The following is a 15,501-nucleotide window of genomic DNA, read 5'->3' on the forward strand; positions in this document are numbered from 1 at the left end:
ATTTCCCCAAAATCAAACAAACAGAATGGGGAAATCATGACTGTTAATTTTAATCATTACTTTAAAGAATCTAAAGTTACCGGCGCTCTAAAAGAAAAAGAAGCGGCCCTATTGGAGGGTGCCGTCATAGAGTATCAGGATAAGAGATACCATTTTCAAATACTTCCTACCACTACTGAAACTAGACTAAAAACAAGACTTATTTTTCAAGCATACACTGAAACACGACATGAAATCCGTTACTACGATAAGGGAGAAAGTAAAGCTGGATTTATTGGAGGTTCCCGCTTTGGAAATGGCGCAATTCCTATAGGAACACGATTTTTTGAAGTCATTATTAAAGGAAATATTATCAAAGAAGCTGAAGAGATTATCTTCAAAGGAAATCTACAAGAAGCTGAAACAACATTTTATGCGGCCCATGAGGGACTTCCTGCACCTAAAAAAGCTGTAGAAGAAGAAGAGGAGGTAATCATCCCTCCTGTGACAACAACTGCATGGACAAGACCTCAGAAAGCTTCACTACTTGTTGCGGCCGTTCTAGCGACAATGACGATTACTTATGGAGCAAAAAAAATGGTTAATCATTATGATCTCAAGGCTCCTAAAATGCCTACTTTAGAGGACCTTAAGGCTTCTCTAGACAAACTTAGAAACTGGAGAAAAGGGGCGGCGGCTGCTTAAACTTTTCTTTACTCTTAGTTAAGATTCCAAGGTGGGCTAAGCCCACCTTTTTAGTGGAAAAATAAATTTACAATCACTATACTCCTCGCAAGATGAGCTAAATTTAGGGATGGGCAAATGGCTATTATGTTAAATAATTATTTTCTGATACAAAAATCACACTTTCTGACTACCTAGCTCAGATGAAACAAAAACTGCGTCCCCAAGGCGCCCCAGTTAAAGTATAAAGAAGAGAAAACATGAAAATAACATTAGGAAATTATTTAAAAAATCCATTACTAGATCAGGTTAGATCCAATTATAGTGAACTTATCCAAGGACAAGGATTTACTCACAAAGATAAAACCTATCTTGTAAAGATGATTGAAACCTCAGTTGATGAGAAGAAAGCTCTTGTGATCATCGCAAGAGCTGCAGATAGGGTTTTTGGAGAAATCTTCTACGCAGATAAAACATCTGAATTTATCAAAACTACCAGTCATGCTGATTGCCCACCGCAACTTAGAACAATTATTACGGTCGGGAAAAGAGCTGAGGCAGAAGAAGTTAATTACGTTGGTGAAGAACTCAATGCACGTCAACAAGTTCTAGTAGACCTATTTAAAAAGGAGGAGGGAATCTCTCCTCCTTCTACTGTTGGTGAAGAGCTCAATGAAGATCAACAAGTTCTAGTAGACCTATTTAAAAAGGAGGAGGAAATCTCTCCTCCTTCTACTGTTGGTGAAGAGCTCAATGAAGATCAACAAGTTCTAGTGGGCCCATTTAAAAAGGAGGAGGAAATCTCTCCTCCTTCTACTGAAAGATATTCAAGAAATCAAAAAGCTTTTGCTTTATTCGTGTCTGTATTGTTTCTATCCACGACTGCATATGGTGCAAATAAGGTTAGAAAAGGAGACATCACACTTCCAACGCGAAAGGAAATTGGTGACTTCTTATCAAAAACAAAGTCAAATGCTTCTGACTATCTATCTCAGTTGAGACAGAAGTGGATGCCTCAGAAGGGCGTTAAAGCTTAAACTTGGTCTTTAGAGCCAATTGCTAAGCTCCTGATCAGTCGATTTTTGTGGAGTTTTTTCAAATTTGGTCCTGTGACAAAATTTCACATACCCTTTAGGGTAGGGTGATTTTTCAAATGGCCAAATTTGAGAAAAGGGCCAAAAAGAGACCATCAGGGGGTTTGCAATTGGCTCTTTAAATCAATGTTTAAATAGTGCAGGCAAAGGTGATGTTGCCTGCACTTTTTTGTGTGTCTTTGGGTGGATAAATCCGAGGCGATAAGCGTGAAGGCAAAGGCGATCGATAGCCTCAGGAAATGACACGTCGCGCCCGTATTGGAGATCTCCAAGGATCGGGTGTCCCATCTCTGCCATGTGGATGCGGAGTTGATGGGTACGTCCTGTTTCAGGGTGGAGCTCGATGAGAGAGGCTCCCTTTCTTTTTTCTAGGATTTTCCAATGAGTGATTGCTTTCTGCCCATTTGGCGCAGATCCGTAGAGGGTCTGACCGTGAAAAGTTCCTTTTTTCGATAGGCGGTTATCGATTGTTCCTTGGTCCTTTCGAGGAGCTCCCTTGATGAGAGCAATATAGGTTTTCTTCACCTCTCGTTTTTTAAAAAGAGCTTCCAGGTCTTTTTTCATGGGGAGTGTTCGAGCCATGAGAAGGACTCCCGATGTTCCTTTGTCAAGTCTATGGACAAGGTGATGCCTTGGCTCTGGAGTGGTTGTCACACCTGAGGGTTTATTAAAGAGGGTCAAGGACGGATCTTGATAGAGAATGGAAAGGGTTTCTTTCTTGAGAACTTTGGGGAGACGAAACGTGACTTTGTCCCCTTCTTTAAGCTTTGTAGACGCAAAGCGCTCAAGTTTCCCGTTGAGGCGGCATCCTCCGCTTTCAAGAGCTCGTTTGATTTCTCGCCCAGAGAGGTCTGTTTTCCCTTTTAAAAAAGTGAGAAGCGAGCTTTCCTCTTTTACTCGATACATTCGAGAAGCTCAATGAGAAGGCGCACTCCAGCTCCGGTTGCTTGAGAAAGATGGTAATCACGTGCGCTATCTAAAAAAGCGGTCCCTGCAATATCAAGGTGGATCCATGGAGTTTTCTTCTGGATAAACTCTTGAAGAAAGATCGCTGCGGTCACCGATCCTGCCATCCGTTTGCCGGCAGCATTTTTGATGTCTGCAATGTTTGATTTAAGCAGCACCTTATACTCGGGATCAAGAGGCATGCGCCATACTTTTTCTCCACTGGCCTCTCCTGCTTTTTCGCAGAGCTTGGCGAGTTTATCATTATTGGAAAATAGTCCAGAGCGTTGATCGCCTAGGGCAATGACAATCGCACCAGTAAGGGTTGCCATATCGATGATACGGTCGGGCTTAAAATGTTTTTGTCCATAAGAGAGGGCATCGGCAAGGATAAGCCGTCCTTCAGCATCCGTGTTGGTAATCTCTACCGTTTTTCCTGCGTGGGAGCGGTAGACATCGCCTGGCTTGTAGCTGTGGGCATCGATTGCATTTTCTGTTGTAGGGACAACAACAGCAATATTCGCCTTAAGTTTGATACTTGCAGCGGCCTGGATGAGGCCAAGTGCCGCAGCGGCTCCACCCATATCAGCACGCATATCTTCGATAAAATTGGTGGGCTTTAAGTTGAGCCCTCCTGTATCAAAAGTCACCCCTTTTCCTACAACCATCGTGAGATCATCGGAGCGAGGAGCTCCCTGGTACTCAAGCATGACTAAGGCTGGATCCATTTTAGAACCATTGCCGACAGCAAGGAGAAGATCCATCTTCTCTTTTTCGAGCTGTTTCTTAGTCAAAACTGTTGCTTTAACAGAAGTAAAGTGTTTCGCAAGTCTCTTAGCTTCTAAACCAAGAGTCTGCGGTGTCACATCTAATGCATTTCGATTGATGAGGTTCCGCGCCAAATTGACGCCGCTTAAAATCCCCAGTGTCTTTTTGCAAGCTGCTAAGTCGCGCGCTCCAACAAGAACCCCTTTTTTGAGATAAAAAGGTTTCTTATTATCTTTAGATTTCCATTCATCAAAAACATAGGAGGTGAGAGCGATTCCTTCAGAAACGGCGCGTGTTACAGCATGGATATCTAGTTTGTCACACTTAGGCAAAACAAAGTTAACATGGGGCCATGCCTTATCTTGGCACCGCTTCATAGCAGCTCCATAGGCTTTTCTAAGCCCTTCCATGGACAGGTCCTTTGCTGCGCCAAGCCCTAAAAGAAGAAGGCGTTTTTCGGTTTTTCCTGAAAGATACGCGAGCATTGTAGCTCCCTCTTTTCCGCTGAAATCCCCTGCCTTAAGAATGGGGTTAATCGTCCCCTTCAGATCGGGAACATTAACAGCAGGCTCTACCTCCTTTTTCGTTTTGAAAAAGGGAACAACAATTAGGTCGGCCTTGGGCCGTTTAGAGACACTTGGATTAACGGTAAGCTGCATTAAAACGGTATTTCGTCCTCACTAAATCCTGCAGGCTGTTGCTGCTGCTGTTCGCCTTGACCTTGCTGAGGCTGTCCACCAAAATCTCCGCTTGGCTGAGAATAGGAGCTCTGTTGCTGCTGCTCTTCTTGGCGGTCGCTCTTCCCAAAAGGAGGGAAAGAAATATTATGAGCCACAAGGTTCAGAGAGATTTGAGGTTGACCCTCTTTATTGTTATAAATTTCAGGCTTAAGCATCTCACCATTTACAACAATTGCACTTCCTTTTTTGAAGTAAGGCATGATTTTGTCAAATTGCTCGCCCCAAATGGTGACACGCCACCAAAAAGTTTCGTCTTTTCCACCACGTCTCTGATTGGCAGCCACACGAAGTGTAGTCACTTTTTGCCCTCCAGAAGTAAAACGGACTTCGGGGTCTGCCCCGAGATGTCCCATAATCACCATCTGATTCATTTGAACGCTCCTCGCATATATCGTTTAAATCCCGAGTATAGCGGATCCTCAAAAAAAGCCCAAGAGTTTCCTCTTGGGCTTTTGCCATTAGAAATTCTTATCAACTTAGAAATCGAAGCGGATTCCAACATCAAGACCTACTGCAATCGTTCCAACAGCACGTTGCCTTGCATAGTTATCATGTTTTTCTGTAAAGCTGTTGCCAAACGTATCAGGCTGACTCAAAAAGTAGTCATACCCCATTTCAAAATCAAGAACGTTAAGTCGATTTTGCCAGCTTGCCTTTCCAGCTTGAGCAACTGAGGTTGCCAAAACCCCTAAGTTCTGTGAAAAATCTTTTAACGAGAACACTGCTGGATCTGGAGATGTACTTACGCTATTAGATACACTTGTGTACTGATAAGTCCAGCGCAGAAAGATATCCCAATTGTCTTTTCCAAAGTCATATTCCGACACGTACACCTGGATCAAACTCAAAACTAGGTTCTTTTACTCGACCTGAAGTCACGAAGGGAGGGTTTGGACCTGCAACAGCACTATTTTGAGTCGCATATTGCAGATTATCCATCTGAGCTCTCCACTAAATAAATTCTGCTTCAATCGAGAACCCCGACATACACCCATGGACTGAGTGAGTCATTTGATTTGGATCATCCATGTTTTTGCTTTGTCTACTAGAGCCATAGGTCTGATTTTGGCTTATGCGAGCATCTTTGCAGAAGCCACTAGCAGTTAGGCATGTTGTCACAACTGCCGTTGAAAGTAGGGAGAAAACTTTCATAACGTAGCCCCCAAGTTAGAGATTTTATAGATGCTTTAACGCTATCTCATTATTTTCTAAATTTTGCAATAGAAATTATCTAAATGACTATTCCTATACTAGGATTTTTATAACTTCAGTTATGTTTATTAAAAAATATAATTTTTTTTGGACAAAAAACCTCTAGGGTGTCATAGAGGAATTCAAGCATTAAAATGGAAAACAATTATGTCAGGCCTCTCTTTCCCCAATGATGAATTGAATCAAGCAGACTCTACTCCTTTAGAAGAAGGCCATGAAGATTCTTCATTGCTTCACCCTATTGATGAAGCCGATGATTTCTACAACCCTTTTTCAGATCTTAGTCTATTTCTCTCTAAAAAAATTAAGGGGGAAATTGATGAATCGGGTTCTCTTTCTAAATGGTCTGGAAAAATTGAAGCCAATCTTTTGGCAAAAATCCTTCCTGAGTTTAAGAAAAAATTCCCAAGGTATCGACTTGGAGCTTCTGCTCTTAAAAAGGTTTGGGAAAAAGTTGGCTATTACTATGAGAAGATCCAAGGGCAGAAAGAGGCTTTAAAAGATAATGGAAAGCTCAATCTAAAGTATATGATTCGAGAGAACCTGAAGAAAAGCTTTCCAACTGAGCATCTCCCCCCTTACACGATTGCAAAACAAATCGCAACAAAGCTCTCGGAATGTATTGCCACTCTTGAAGGCAAATGCCCAGAAATTGATCAGCTTACAAAAGTTATTTGGTCCGTGCAAAAGCATCTTCTCAGAGACTTGAGCCCTCTTCAAACTAAAAGCCCTTATGACGAATACGATAAGATTGATAAACTCATCGTTAAAACGCAGCTCGAAATCACGGCAAAAGGGGAAAACCTTGACCCCTATATGCTCAAACGGGAAATTTTAAAAAAACTCAAAGCCTATTTTGAAATTAAGACTCTAGCAAAGGGAAATCAGCTTACCTCTACTCTTTCTATGCTTCTTGCCGAAAAGCTGCAATACAGCTCTCTCATTGCTTGCCACTTTTCACTCAAGGAACGGAAGACAATAGAATCCTTTATCCGCCAGCAGATTGAGATGGGGCAATGTAATTCTCTTCTAAGAAGTGATAAACACCGTCTCGAACTTATTCAACGGATCCTTGCCCTTTATACAATAGCTGAGGGACTTCCCAAAAATATGGATGAAGAATCCTTGCGCGCTTCTATTCGCCATGTGAAAGAATGCGCACAAGATAAAACAAAGGCTGTATCTCCAAATATGGACCAAGCTCTTTTTGTCTTTATCAATGCAGAAATGCATTTGATGGATGAGGAAAAAGCTCTAGATTCCTCAATAGAAGATGCCATTGTCAAAGCATACTCTAAGGGAATATCTCTTCCTTCACTATCATCATCTCAGGTTGAGCAGTTCGAACTCCTGATTTGGAAAACAATTGAGGAAGAGGGTAACCTGTTATCGTATACATCAGCTGATGCACTTCCTATTCTTGAGCAAGAGCTCGGAAATGTGCTCATCGACAATCCAAAACAATCCTTCAAAATGATTATCAGTAGCACCTTGCAATTTTTCAAAAAAGTCATTGCAACTTCCTTTGATGAGGCTACGGTTAAAGAAAAAGTCAATACTTGGGTGGCCCAAAATGATATGTTGATTCGGACAATCCATTTTGATCCGAGAACCCCTTTATTGGCCCTTATTGAAAAAAAATGGAAAACGCTTCATCTCGATGAATTTACTATTGATCATGAACGGTTCATTCAAGATGTGATAGAAGATGCTTTGAAGCTTTATCCACTCCTTTCCTTTTTTGAAGAGGAACTTAAAGGACGCCTTTGGATCCTTTATAAGTATCACTGGTATCATGCCCTAACCGATGGACGCTCTTCAACTTACGAAAGATTTCTTCTCTGGCACAAAGCTCTTCTTAAGCGTCACCATCCCGAGTGGTCAAAAGAGAAAATAAGTAGCGCCCTTAACAAGCTTTCGAATCAATTGATTCCACTGGCACCTTTCGAAAAAGCAGAATAAGTCCATACATAATCATAGGAATAGACAAGACTTGCCCCATGGTAAGCCAATCATTTCCAAGTAAAAGACTCTGTTCCTCTTTAACAAACTCCACGAGAAAGCGAAACCCAAACGTCACCACAAAAAAGATCCCAGAAAGTCGCCCTGCTGGATAAAGAAGCCGGGGGAAAAACCGCCAGAATCCTAAAAAGGAAAGAAAATAAAAAGCTGCTTCATAGAGTTGAGCTGGATGACGGGGAGCAGGAATACTCCCATCAATGGGATGTCCAAAAACAACTGCCCAAGGAACATTTGTTACCGTCCCCAAAACCTCTTGATTGACAAAGTTTCCGAGTCGAATAAAAGTCCCCACAAGTAGAGCCGGTACAACAAGCATATCGATAATTCGGGTGATTGAGAGAAAAGGAAAGCTTTTTCGAACTTTGAAGAAAAAGAAGACAATTCCAAGAAGAATCCCAATAACCCCTCCATGGCTAGCAAGACCCCCTTCCCACGTCTTTATAATTTCCATCGGATGGAGAAAATAGTCACTCCACCTCTCGTAGAACAAAATATGACCAAGCCGTGCCCCCACCACTGTCGCAATAATGACATACACTGTCAGCTTTTCAGAAAAAGCTAAGGATTTTTTCTTTAGCTCCTCTTCTGACCAGCCGGTGCAAGTGCGAAGATACTGTTTAAATAGGCTACGTAAAAGGTAAAACCCTATAAAAAAACCCAAGGCAAACAGAATCCCATACCAAGCAATCAGGCGATCAATCACTGGGACAACAAACGGAGTGGGATTCGGATCCCAATAAAACCAATTTTGCATTGAACCTACCATGGTATTTGATGCATAATCATACTCGTTAAACGGATAAAAGTCATTTGGGATTAAAAATTAAAATATTTTCACCAGGAAAAACGAAAGAGCCCTGGCTGCAAAAAGCTCTTGCTGAGTATGAAAAAAGGCTTACAGGTTCAATTGCCATTGAGTGGGATCACCAAAACTTCCACGGCGAAGGATCGTATATCTGTTTAGATCCAAATGGAATGCAACAAACTTCGCCTGACTTTTCAGACTTTCTCTATCGAGAGTTTGAAAAGCAAGGATCACGCCTTACCTTTGTTATTGGCAGCCCTGATGGCCTTCCATCAAATATTTTGCATAGAGCTTCCCACTCTATCAGCTTTTCGAAAATGACATTCACCCATCAGCATATCCGCCTTCTTCTTTTGGAGCAGATTTACAGAGCTGTTCAGATCCATAAAGGAACCCACTACCATAAGTAATCAGGCGACCTTATCAACAGGCTCAAAAGCAGCTCGAAAGTAGAGCATTGCGCCGTTTATAAGAGCAGTCCCAACCGTAAAATCCATAAACCCTTTCACATCAATAGGAATCGGAAGGAACTTAAGGGAAATTCCCATAAGAGTCATTCCTCCAATAAGGGAAAGGTATCCCTTAGAGTAGATCGCTGTGACTGGAATCGGAGAGGGAAAGGAGTGGATACGCTTAACAACCCGATTGACTGCTTTTTTCATAACCATGCGTCCTTTGAAAAACCCGAGGACCAGGCCAACGGAAACCAACACGATAGCGGATTTCTCAGGATTTTTAACAAAGCGATCGATCTGCGTTAAGAGAGAAAAACCTTGAAGCGTCCCCTCTAAATGAGCACTTCCTGCTACAACTAGATAACTAAGTCCTTTTGAAAGAAGAAGAATCCCAATAGCAAGCCAGAGGAGTCCAGAGAAAATAATAGCGCTACGGTAGCTGAGCCTCATAAAAATCCTTTTTAAAAAGTCTTTGGTTGGTATAAGAATAGATAAGTCTATAAATATTATCAAACACCCGATTGTTTCGGGGTATAGTAATAGCGCAACGGAGCTTTTTAAGATGAATATTTCTCTAGCCTTTATCCGGATTTTTTTCACGATTATTTCGATCTTTTTTATGACAACTTACATGCTATCGCGACCCGAAGGACTTCTCGCAACGAATGCATTGATCGGTATTTTGATTGGTTTCGTGTTTAGCCTATTGCTCATTGGTTTCGATTCCCTTTTCCGAAAGTTTAATCTCCGCTCTTTTAACATTGCAGTCATAGGGCTTTTCATCGGTTATCTAATGGGGCAAGCTCTTGTCTTGATCTTTGATGCCATTTTAGACCTTAGCTCAATCTCCCTTGTCTTAACTCCTCAAGCTCTTGAAATCATCAAGATTGCGCTATTCCTATTCGGCACCTATCTGGGATCAATTATGACCCTTCGAGCATCTGATGAACTCTACATTAGTATCCCCTTTGTGAAATTTGCACCTACAGCTCAGAAAAAACGAGATTTGTTGATCGACTCCTCCGTTCTTTCTGATGCTCGAATCATCGATGTTTGCTCAACAGGGATTGTGGATCAACACCTTGTTATTCCTCGCTTCATTATTAAAGAACTCTATACCCAGACAGAAACAGGAGATGACATGACAAAGTCAAAAGCGCGTCGCTGTCTAGAGGTGATCAAAAAAATGGAACAACTCGGCCATCTGGGACTCCGTTTTAACGATACTGACTTCCCTGAAGTGAAAGATACGATAAGTAAGTTCATCCGGTTAGCTCGTTTAATCGATGGTAATATTCTAACTGCTGATATCAGCCGTGTCCAAATGGCCTCGATTGAAGGGGTTCAAATCATTAACCTCCATTCTTTATCCAATGCCCTCAAACCTCTCATGGAAACAGGAGAGATGATCAAAATTAAAGTACAACGCTATGGAAAAGAGCCTCGCCAAGGGGTCGGGTACCTGGACGATGGGACCATGGTTGTGATTAATGGTGGAGGAAACTTCATCGGCGACGTTATTGATGCACAAGTTCTTTCCGTAAAACACACCTCTTCAGGTAGAATGATCTTCTGCAACGCTTTTGAAGAAGGCCTTGAAGAGCAAAACGATGACGTCCTCTCTAAACAGGACGAATACTATGATGAGGATGAAGAGAAAGAGTGATCAAAGGTGTCGGTAATGATATTCTTGAGATCGATCGAATCAAACAAACGATCGAAAAGCACGGAACCCATTTCTACCAAAAAGTCTTTACGGAGACAGAGTTGGAATATTGCCTAGGGCATAAGGACTCTGCGGTCCATCTTGCAGGAAGATTCTCTGCAAAAGAAGCGATCGCCAAAGCCCTCGGCATGGGTTTTGGTAAATCAATTTCCTTTCATGATATTGAAATTACTAACGATGAACTTGGAAGGCCGTTTGTCGAATTTTCAGATAGAGTCAATGAAAGGTTCCATTTTCCTCAAATGCTTGTCTCAATAAGTCATTGCAAAAAGTACGCAAACGCTGTTGCTTTGTGGCTAGATTCATGAACCTATCTAGAATAACGAGAATGGAAACCGATATTCAGCTGTGAAAATGCTGGTATGTTGCGGGAAAGAATAGGCGTAAACTTGAAAGGAGTATTGCACTTCGAGCGCACCCCAAATTTCAAAAAGATAGGTATAATTAAGCCCAATATCGATCGATCGATGCTGTACTTTAGCGTATCCGTTGAAATTGTCAATGTTAACACGAGAGCGATCTCCAAACCCAAAATATCCCTCGGCACTGAGTTTGAGCTTGTGGCGGAGTTGAAACTTTCCTTCCGCGGCAAGGATAGGACGAAGCCATGGGTATCCCCTATTGGCAATGCCAGTCCCAATAAAACCCCAAAAGCGCCATAGCCATTGATAAGTACTATCGATTTCCTTGCCAGCAGCAACCCCTAATTCAAAGTTCCCTTGCGAGTGGTAGGGAGAGCTTACATCGCGCATATTACGAGTAGGAACATAAAAGATTTGCCCACCTACGCTCAAGCTGATTGGATCCCCTGCTACGTCATCCCAGACAAGATAGCGGAGCTGCATGCCCACTCTCTGCCCTCCCCAATTGAGTTTGCGTGTGTGGGAGAAGTCAGCTTGGCACTGAACGTCCCAGTTAGGCCAAAAACTCACCCCAAGGTTTAAATCAATCAAATGATCATGAGAATGGTAACTTGAGGAATTCTCCCCATGGTTAACAGAAGGGTAGTAGCGGTAGGAATAGGCAGGGCGAAATTCAAATTCTGCAATAGGAGTTAGATAGGGATCGATAACAAAAGCAAAAAGCGAAAAAGGGAAGAGTGAAAGAAGAAGTTTCTTCATGACAATCCATTTGCTGTTAGCCATCGCTCAGCATCAAGCGATGCCATGCACCCCGATCCAGCAGCAGAAATGGCCTGACGATAGATTTTATCCTGAACATCTCCAGCAGCAAAGACCCCCTCAGTATTAGTTGCTGTTGAGCCCGATTGGACAAGAAGATACCCTGTCTCATCAGTCTTCAACTGCCCCTTTAAAAAGGCGGTATTGGGATTATGCCCGATTGCAAAGAAAACCCCTGCAGCATCCCGCTTTGACTCTTCTTTTGTATCGACATCTTGAAGAGTGACCTTTTCTACAACATGACTGCCTTCAACGTTTGTCAAGACGGTGTTCCAGAGAATTTCAACCTTAGGGTGATCCATCGCGTGTTGCGCCATAATCTTCGAGGCACGAAGTTCGTCTCTTCGGTGAACGATATAGACTTTGCTTCCATATTTTGTGAGAAAAATCGCCTCTTCAACAGCAGTATCACCGCCACCAATCACATAAAGCTCTTTGTCTCGGAAAATCGGCATGGCCCCATCACAAACGGCGCAAGCAGTGACTCCCTTCTGCCAAAACTCCCCATCCAAAGTCCCAGGAACGTCCAGCCGTTTTGCCGTAGCTCCAGTCGCAATAATAATTGAATCAGCAAGGACCGTCGTCTTTCCCCCCTTAATTTTAAAGGGACGCTCAGAAAGGTCTACTTCATCAACATCCTCAGTTAAAATTTGAGTACCAAAACGCTTGGCTTGGTTTTTCATTGCATCCATCAGCGCAGGGCCTGTAATCCCATCAGGAAACCCGGGGAAATTCTCCACATCAGTGGTTGTCATGAGCTGACCTCCGGAGGGGCCAGTAAAAAAACCTTCATACATTAAAGGCGACAAATTGGCACGGGCTGCATAGATAGCTGCTGTAAAGCCTGCAGGACCCGATCCGATAATAACTAATTTTTTACGTTCCATGGCTAACCATTCTTCAAAATTCAAACAAAAAAAACAACAACCAATCTAACGAGCCACTTGTAAAACTTCTGATGTTCCCTTTTTGGCCCTTTTCACACACAAAACTCCACAAAAATCGACTGATCAAGAATTTTGCCAAGTGTCTCTACCAAAATAATCGTATAAACAGTAAAATATCACCCATAATACGGAGAAGCATGTGAGAAGCATACGCCTAAAAGAGATGACCAAATCTCAGGACGAAGGGGTCATTCTCAATAAAATCAATTTGACAATACCCTCTGGGGAGTTTTTTGCTCTTTTAGGTCCAAGTGGATGTGGAAAAACGACACTTCTGAGACTTATAGCGGGTTTTGAAGCCCCTGATTCTGGAGTCATTTATCTAGGTAATACCGATATTACCCATATTCCCGTCAACAAACGAAAAATTAATATTGTCTTTCAAAATTATGCTTTATTTCCTCACCTCAACGTCTTTAGTAATGTCGCCTACAGCCTCATAATTCAAAAAGTTCCTAAAGAGGAAATTGAGCAACGGGTGATTAAAATTTTAAAAGCGTTCCACCTGGAAAATCATATTTTTAAATTCCCTTCCCAGCTATCAGGGGGGCAGCAACAAAGAGTCGCCCTTGCTAGAGCTATTATTAATGAGCCAGAGGTCCTCCTCTTAGATGAGCCTCTAGCCGCTCTGGACTTTAAGCTTCGGGAAAAAATGCTCATTGAACTTATTGAACTCCAAGATAAGCTTAAGACCACCTTCGTATACGTAACCCACGATCAGTTTGAAGCTCTCACAGTTGCTGATCAAATGGCAATTATGAACCAAGAGGGAGATATTGAACAAATTGGAACACCTCAAGAAATTTATGAATTCCCTGTTTCAAGTTTTGTTGCCAAATTTGTAGGCACTACCAATATTTTAACCGGAACTCTCCATAACATTGACACTGATCCTGAAATAGACATCCCTCATCTAGGAAAGTTCAAAGTCTATATTCCTCAAAAAAAGGGCTGGATGTTCGATGGATGTACCGCAGCTCTCAGTATGCGCCCTGAAAAAATCTACATCTCAAAAAAGCCCGTTGAGAACTTTACCAATACGATAAAAGGTGAGGTTTCCCAAATTGTCTACCATGGGCGCTCAACCCAATACAATGTCATTGTAAACAACCAGTTTAAGCTGCAAGTCTTTGAACAAAACGAAGAACACTTTCCCCATGAAGATATCGATTATGATGATGAAGTTTACCTCTGCTGGCAAAAAGAAAATGCATTGCTTTTGGAGAATTAAACGATGTATGCCCTGTTCCAACGGATTCAGCAAAGATCAAAAAAAGAGAGCGCTTTCGTCATCGGTTCTCCAGCACTGATTTGGCAGGTTATCTTTTTCTATCTGCCTCTGCTTTTAATGATGGTGAGTAGTATCTTCATTCTTTCGGAAGAAGGGGGTATCCAGGGGGTAACCCTTAAGAATTTCATTCCTCTTTTCTCCTCTACCCACCTAACAGTTATTTTTAGCTCAATCTTTTTGGCTTTTTCAACCTCTCTGCTTTGCCTGGTTATTGCCTATCCACTCGCCCATTTCATCGCATTTAAAGCAGGCAAGTATAAAACACTCATGCTATTTTTTCTGATCGTCCCCTTTTGGACAAACTTTCTTCTGCATGTTTATGCCTGGTTTTTTGTCCTTGAACGAGAGGGGTTTCTAAATACCTTATTAAAAAAGATGGGTCTGATCCAAGAGCCTATGCACTTCCTGAATTCGATTTTTGCGATTATTTTGATGATGGTTTACTGCTATCTCCCTTTCATGGTGCTTCCTATCTTCTCAACACTTGAGAGATTTGATCGTTGCTTTTTAGAGGTGTCGGATGACCTGGGAGCCTCTTGGATTGAAACCTTCAAAAAGGTAATGCTTCCTATGACTCTCCCCGCTGTAAGAGCAGGATTTTTCCTTGTTTTCATCCCCTCTTTTGGAGAATTCATTATTCCCGAATTGATGGGAGGAGATAAGACATATTTTGTGGGGAATGTGGTCTCACAATATGTTCTAGGGAATGAAACTGGAGGGCTTGGAGCAGCCTTTATGGTCCTAAGCTGTCTTGCACTTGTTGTTGCAGTCATGTTCATTTATTTTGCCTTCAGAAAGGTGTCTAAAATGCTCTTAAGGGGGCTTCAATGAACTGGAAATTCCTAGGGAAATTTGGAGGACTCTCTGCTGTAGTTTTTTCCTACCTCTTTCTATATCTCCCTATCCTTATTTTGATTGTTTTCTCCTTCAATACAAAGAGCTTCCCCTCTCCTTGGGATGGCTTTACCTTGAAGTGGTATCAAGAGCTATTTTGCTCTTCTACATTGTGGAATTCCTTTATAAACTCCCTTTCGGTTGCCATGATTTCGACATCCTTAAGTCTTCTTCTCGGAATACTCTTGATTTTCTTCCGAGCCCAAGGTGGCAAAATCCAGAAAGCGCTTCCTCTTTTTTATGGAAACCTCATCATTCCCGAAACAATGCTCGCAATCAGCCTCCTCAGCTACTTTACACTGTTCAAAGTAGAGCTTGGAGTTACTACCCTTATCGTCGCACATACTGTTCTTGGCCTCGGCTTTGTCATCCCTATTCTTTATACGCGCTTCCTTCAACTTGATAAGCGCCTCACTGAAGCATCCGAAGCATTAGGAGCAAGCTCCCTCCAAACATTTATCAAAATTACACTTCCCCTCCTCCGCCCAACGCTTCTCGCTACGGGGCTCCTTATCTTCATCCTTTCCTTCGATGATTTCATCCTTTCGTACTTCTGCGCTGGCACTTCAATCCAAACCCTTTCGCTCTATCTTCTATCGACCCTTCGCGCAGGTGTCTCCCCTATTGTTAATGCTTTATCCACAATTCTTCTTCTTCTCAGCAGCCTCCTTGTGATGCTCTTCTTCTCTCCAAAAATCCGCTCTCGCATTCTGTAAATATTTGTTGAATTTTAAAGACAGAAAGCAAATAAGAGGGAG

The 15,501-nt window shown here is 42.2% G+C and carries 19 protein-coding genes; 9 read left to right on the top strand and 10 right to left on the bottom strand.

Going from position 1 to position 15,501, the window contains the following annotated elements; all coding sequences use genetic code 11:
- The first annotated feature begins 36 nt into the window (after positions 1-36).
- Together R2I63_RS01865 and R2I63_RS01870 are read left to right on the top strand one after the other, a co-directional pair.
- On the top strand, positions 37-684 hold the full coding sequence (locus R2I63_RS01865; RefSeq protein WP_316358235.1) for a hypothetical protein: 648 nt from the start codon (positions 37-39) through the stop codon (positions 682-684).
- Positions 685-923: 239 nt separating this feature from the next.
- Positions 924-1,700 carry a hypothetical protein gene (locus tag R2I63_RS01870; protein ID WP_316358236.1) on the top strand — a complete coding sequence of 259 codons (777 nt, stop codon included), beginning with the start codon at positions 924-926 and terminating at the stop codon, positions 1,698-1,700.
- Positions 1,701-1,880: 180 nt separating this feature from the next.
- On the opposite strand, the gene R2I63_RS01875 is transcribed toward R2I63_RS01870, so the two are convergent.
- The 6 genes from R2I63_RS01875 to R2I63_RS01900 form a co-directional block, all read right to left on the bottom strand.
- Complete coding sequence (locus R2I63_RS01875; protein ID WP_316358238.1) at positions 1,881-2,663, bottom strand: RluA family pseudouridine synthase; 783 nt, start codon at positions 2,661-2,663, stop codon at positions 1,881-1,883.
- A complete protein-coding gene (locus R2I63_RS01880; protein WP_316358240.1) occupies positions 2,651-4,129 on the bottom strand; it encodes a leucyl aminopeptidase in 1,479 nt (492 codons plus the stop codon). The genes R2I63_RS01875 and R2I63_RS01880 overlap by 13 nt, the downstream gene beginning before the upstream one ends.
- The gene (gene ssb, locus R2I63_RS01885) at positions 4,129-4,581 is read right to left on the bottom strand and encodes a single-stranded DNA-binding protein (RefSeq protein ID WP_316358243.1); all 453 of its coding nucleotides are present in this window, start codon (positions 4,579-4,581) and stop codon (positions 4,129-4,131) included. The genes R2I63_RS01880 and ssb overlap by 1 nt, the downstream gene beginning before the upstream one ends.
- Positions 4,582-4,686: 105 nt before the next feature.
- Positions 4,687-5,037: a hypothetical protein gene (locus R2I63_RS01890; protein ID WP_316358245.1), complete on the bottom strand. Its 351-nt coding sequence runs from the start codon at positions 5,035-5,037 to the stop codon at positions 4,687-4,689.
- Positions 5,024-5,149 (bottom strand): hypothetical protein, encoded by a 126-nt coding sequence (locus tag R2I63_RS01895; RefSeq protein ID WP_316358247.1) that lies wholly within the window; start codon positions 5,147-5,149, stop codon positions 5,024-5,026. The genes R2I63_RS01890 and R2I63_RS01895 overlap by 14 nt, the downstream gene beginning before the upstream one ends.
- Before the next feature lie 12 nt (positions 5,150-5,161).
- A complete protein-coding gene (locus R2I63_RS01900; RefSeq protein ID WP_316358249.1) occupies positions 5,162-5,362 on the bottom strand; it encodes a hypothetical protein in 201 nt (66 codons plus the stop codon).
- 147 nt (positions 5,363-5,509) lie between these two features.
- Here R2I63_RS01900 and R2I63_RS01905 point away from each other — a divergent pair, with 147 nt between their 5' ends.
- Positions 5,510-7,384, top strand: coding sequence for a hypothetical protein (locus tag R2I63_RS01905; RefSeq protein ID WP_316358251.1), 1,875 nt, complete (start codon positions 5,510-5,512; stop codon positions 7,382-7,384).
- Here R2I63_RS01905 and lgt read toward each other — a convergent pair.
- Positions 7,329-8,198, bottom strand: a complete 870-nt coding sequence (gene lgt, locus R2I63_RS01910) for a prolipoprotein diacylglyceryl transferase (RefSeq protein ID WP_316358253.1) — start codon at positions 8,196-8,198, stop codon at positions 7,329-7,331. The two genes, R2I63_RS01905 and lgt, sit on opposite strands and share 56 nt — an antisense overlap.
- Before the next feature lie 56 nt (positions 8,199-8,254).
- Here lgt and R2I63_RS01915 point away from each other — a divergent pair, with 56 nt between their 5' ends.
- Positions 8,255-8,659 (top strand): 23S rRNA (pseudouridine(1915)-N(3))-methyltransferase RlmH, encoded by a 405-nt coding sequence (locus R2I63_RS01915; RefSeq protein ID WP_316358254.1) that lies wholly within the window; start codon positions 8,255-8,257, stop codon positions 8,657-8,659.
- On the opposite strand, the gene R2I63_RS01920 is transcribed toward R2I63_RS01915, so the two are convergent.
- Positions 8,660-9,154 carry a hypothetical protein gene (locus R2I63_RS01920; protein WP_316358256.1) on the bottom strand — a complete coding sequence of 165 codons (495 nt, stop codon included), beginning with the start codon at positions 9,152-9,154 and terminating at the stop codon, positions 8,660-8,662.
- A gap of 112 nt (positions 9,155-9,266) precedes the next feature.
- On the opposite strand from R2I63_RS01920, the gene R2I63_RS01925 reads away from it, so the two are divergent.
- Positions 9,267-10,370: a PIN/TRAM domain-containing protein gene (locus R2I63_RS01925; protein ID WP_316358257.1), complete on the top strand. Its 1,104-nt coding sequence runs from the start codon at positions 9,267-9,269 to the stop codon at positions 10,368-10,370.
- Complete coding sequence (gene acpS, locus R2I63_RS01930) at positions 10,367-10,738, top strand: holo-ACP synthase (protein WP_316358258.1); 372 nt, start codon at positions 10,367-10,369, stop codon at positions 10,736-10,738. Before R2I63_RS01925 ends, acpS begins: the two co-directional genes overlap by 4 nt.
- A 6-nt stretch (positions 10,739-10,744) precedes the next feature.
- Here acpS and R2I63_RS01935 read toward each other — a convergent pair whose 3' ends face one another.
- Both R2I63_RS01935 and trxB read right to left on the bottom strand, forming a co-directional pair.
- On the bottom strand, positions 10,745-11,551 hold the full coding sequence (locus R2I63_RS01935) for a hypothetical protein (protein WP_316358259.1): 807 nt from the start codon (positions 11,549-11,551) through the stop codon (positions 10,745-10,747).
- A complete protein-coding gene (gene trxB / locus R2I63_RS01940) occupies positions 11,548-12,498 on the bottom strand; it encodes a thioredoxin-disulfide reductase (RefSeq protein WP_316358260.1) in 951 nt (316 codons plus the stop codon). Before trxB ends, R2I63_RS01935 begins: the two co-directional genes overlap by 4 nt.
- A gap of 199 nt (positions 12,499-12,697) precedes the next feature.
- Between trxB and R2I63_RS01945 the strand changes: the two genes are divergently transcribed.
- The 3 genes from R2I63_RS01945 to R2I63_RS01955 are packed head-to-tail and all read left to right on the top strand — an operon-like array spanning position 12,698 to position 15,459.
- Positions 12,698-13,789 (top strand): ABC transporter ATP-binding protein, encoded by a 1,092-nt coding sequence (locus tag R2I63_RS01945; RefSeq protein ID WP_316358262.1) that lies wholly within the window; start codon positions 12,698-12,700, stop codon positions 13,787-13,789.
- A gap of 3 nt (positions 13,790-13,792) precedes the next feature.
- Complete coding sequence (locus R2I63_RS01950) at positions 13,793-14,680, top strand: ABC transporter permease (RefSeq protein WP_316358265.1); 888 nt, start codon at positions 13,793-13,795, stop codon at positions 14,678-14,680.
- On the top strand, positions 14,677-15,459 hold the full coding sequence (locus R2I63_RS01955) for an ABC transporter permease (RefSeq protein WP_316358267.1): 783 nt from the start codon (positions 14,677-14,679) through the stop codon (positions 15,457-15,459). Before R2I63_RS01950 ends, R2I63_RS01955 begins: the two co-directional genes overlap by 4 nt.
- Positions 15,460-15,501 lie beyond the last annotated feature (42 nt).

Source organism: Candidatus Neptunochlamydia sp. REUL1 (assembly GCF_963457595.1).
GTDB lineage: Bacteria > Chlamydiota > Chlamydiia > Chlamydiales > Simkaniaceae > Neptunichlamydia.

Bases quoted from the DNA above. Each gene is read 5' to 3' on its own strand.
- R2I63_RS01950 (WP_316358265.1), top strand. From the start codon at position 13,793: ATGTATGCCCTGTTCCAACGGATTCAGCAAAGATCAAAAAAAGAGAGC.
- R2I63_RS01955 (WP_316358267.1), top strand. From the start codon at position 14,677: ATGAACTGGAAATTCCTAGGGAAATTTGGAGGACTCTCTGCTGTAGTT.
- ssb (WP_316358243.1), bottom strand. From the start codon at position 4,581: ATGAATCAGATGGTGATTATGGGACATCTCGGGGCAGACCCCGAAGTC.
- trxB (WP_316358260.1), bottom strand. From the start codon at position 12,498: ATGGAACGTAAAAAATTAGTTATTATCGGATCGGGTCCTGCAGGCTTT.
- R2I63_RS01870 (WP_316358236.1), top strand. From the start codon at position 924: ATGAAAATAACATTAGGAAATTATTTAAAAAATCCATTACTAGATCAG.
- R2I63_RS01925 (WP_316358257.1), top strand. From the start codon at position 9,267: ATGAATATTTCTCTAGCCTTTATCCGGATTTTTTTCACGATTATTTCG.
- R2I63_RS01880 (WP_316358240.1), bottom strand. From the start codon at position 4,129: ATGCAGCTTACCGTTAATCCAAGTGTCTCTAAACGGCCCAAGGCCGAC.
- R2I63_RS01920 (WP_316358256.1), bottom strand. From the start codon at position 9,154: ATGAGGCTCAGCTACCGTAGCGCTATTATTTTCTCTGGACTCCTCTGG.
- R2I63_RS01875 (WP_316358238.1), bottom strand. From the start codon at position 2,663: ATGTATCGAGTAAAAGAGGAAAGCTCGCTTCTCACTTTTTTAAAAGGG.
- R2I63_RS01895 (WP_316358247.1), bottom strand. From the start codon at position 5,149: ATGGATAATCTGCAATATGCGACTCAAAATAGTGCTGTTGCAGGTCCA.
- lgt (WP_316358253.1), bottom strand. From the start codon at position 8,198: ATGCAAAATTGGTTTTATTGGGATCCGAATCCCACTCCGTTTGTTGTC.
- R2I63_RS01935 (WP_316358259.1), bottom strand. From the start codon at position 11,551: ATGAAGAAACTTCTTCTTTCACTCTTCCCTTTTTCGCTTTTTGCTTTT.
- R2I63_RS01900 (WP_316358249.1), bottom strand. From the start codon at position 5,362: ATGAAAGTTTTCTCCCTACTTTCAACGGCAGTTGTGACAACATGCCTA.
- R2I63_RS01865 (WP_316358235.1), top strand. From the start codon at position 37: ATGACTGTTAATTTTAATCATTACTTTAAAGAATCTAAAGTTACCGGC.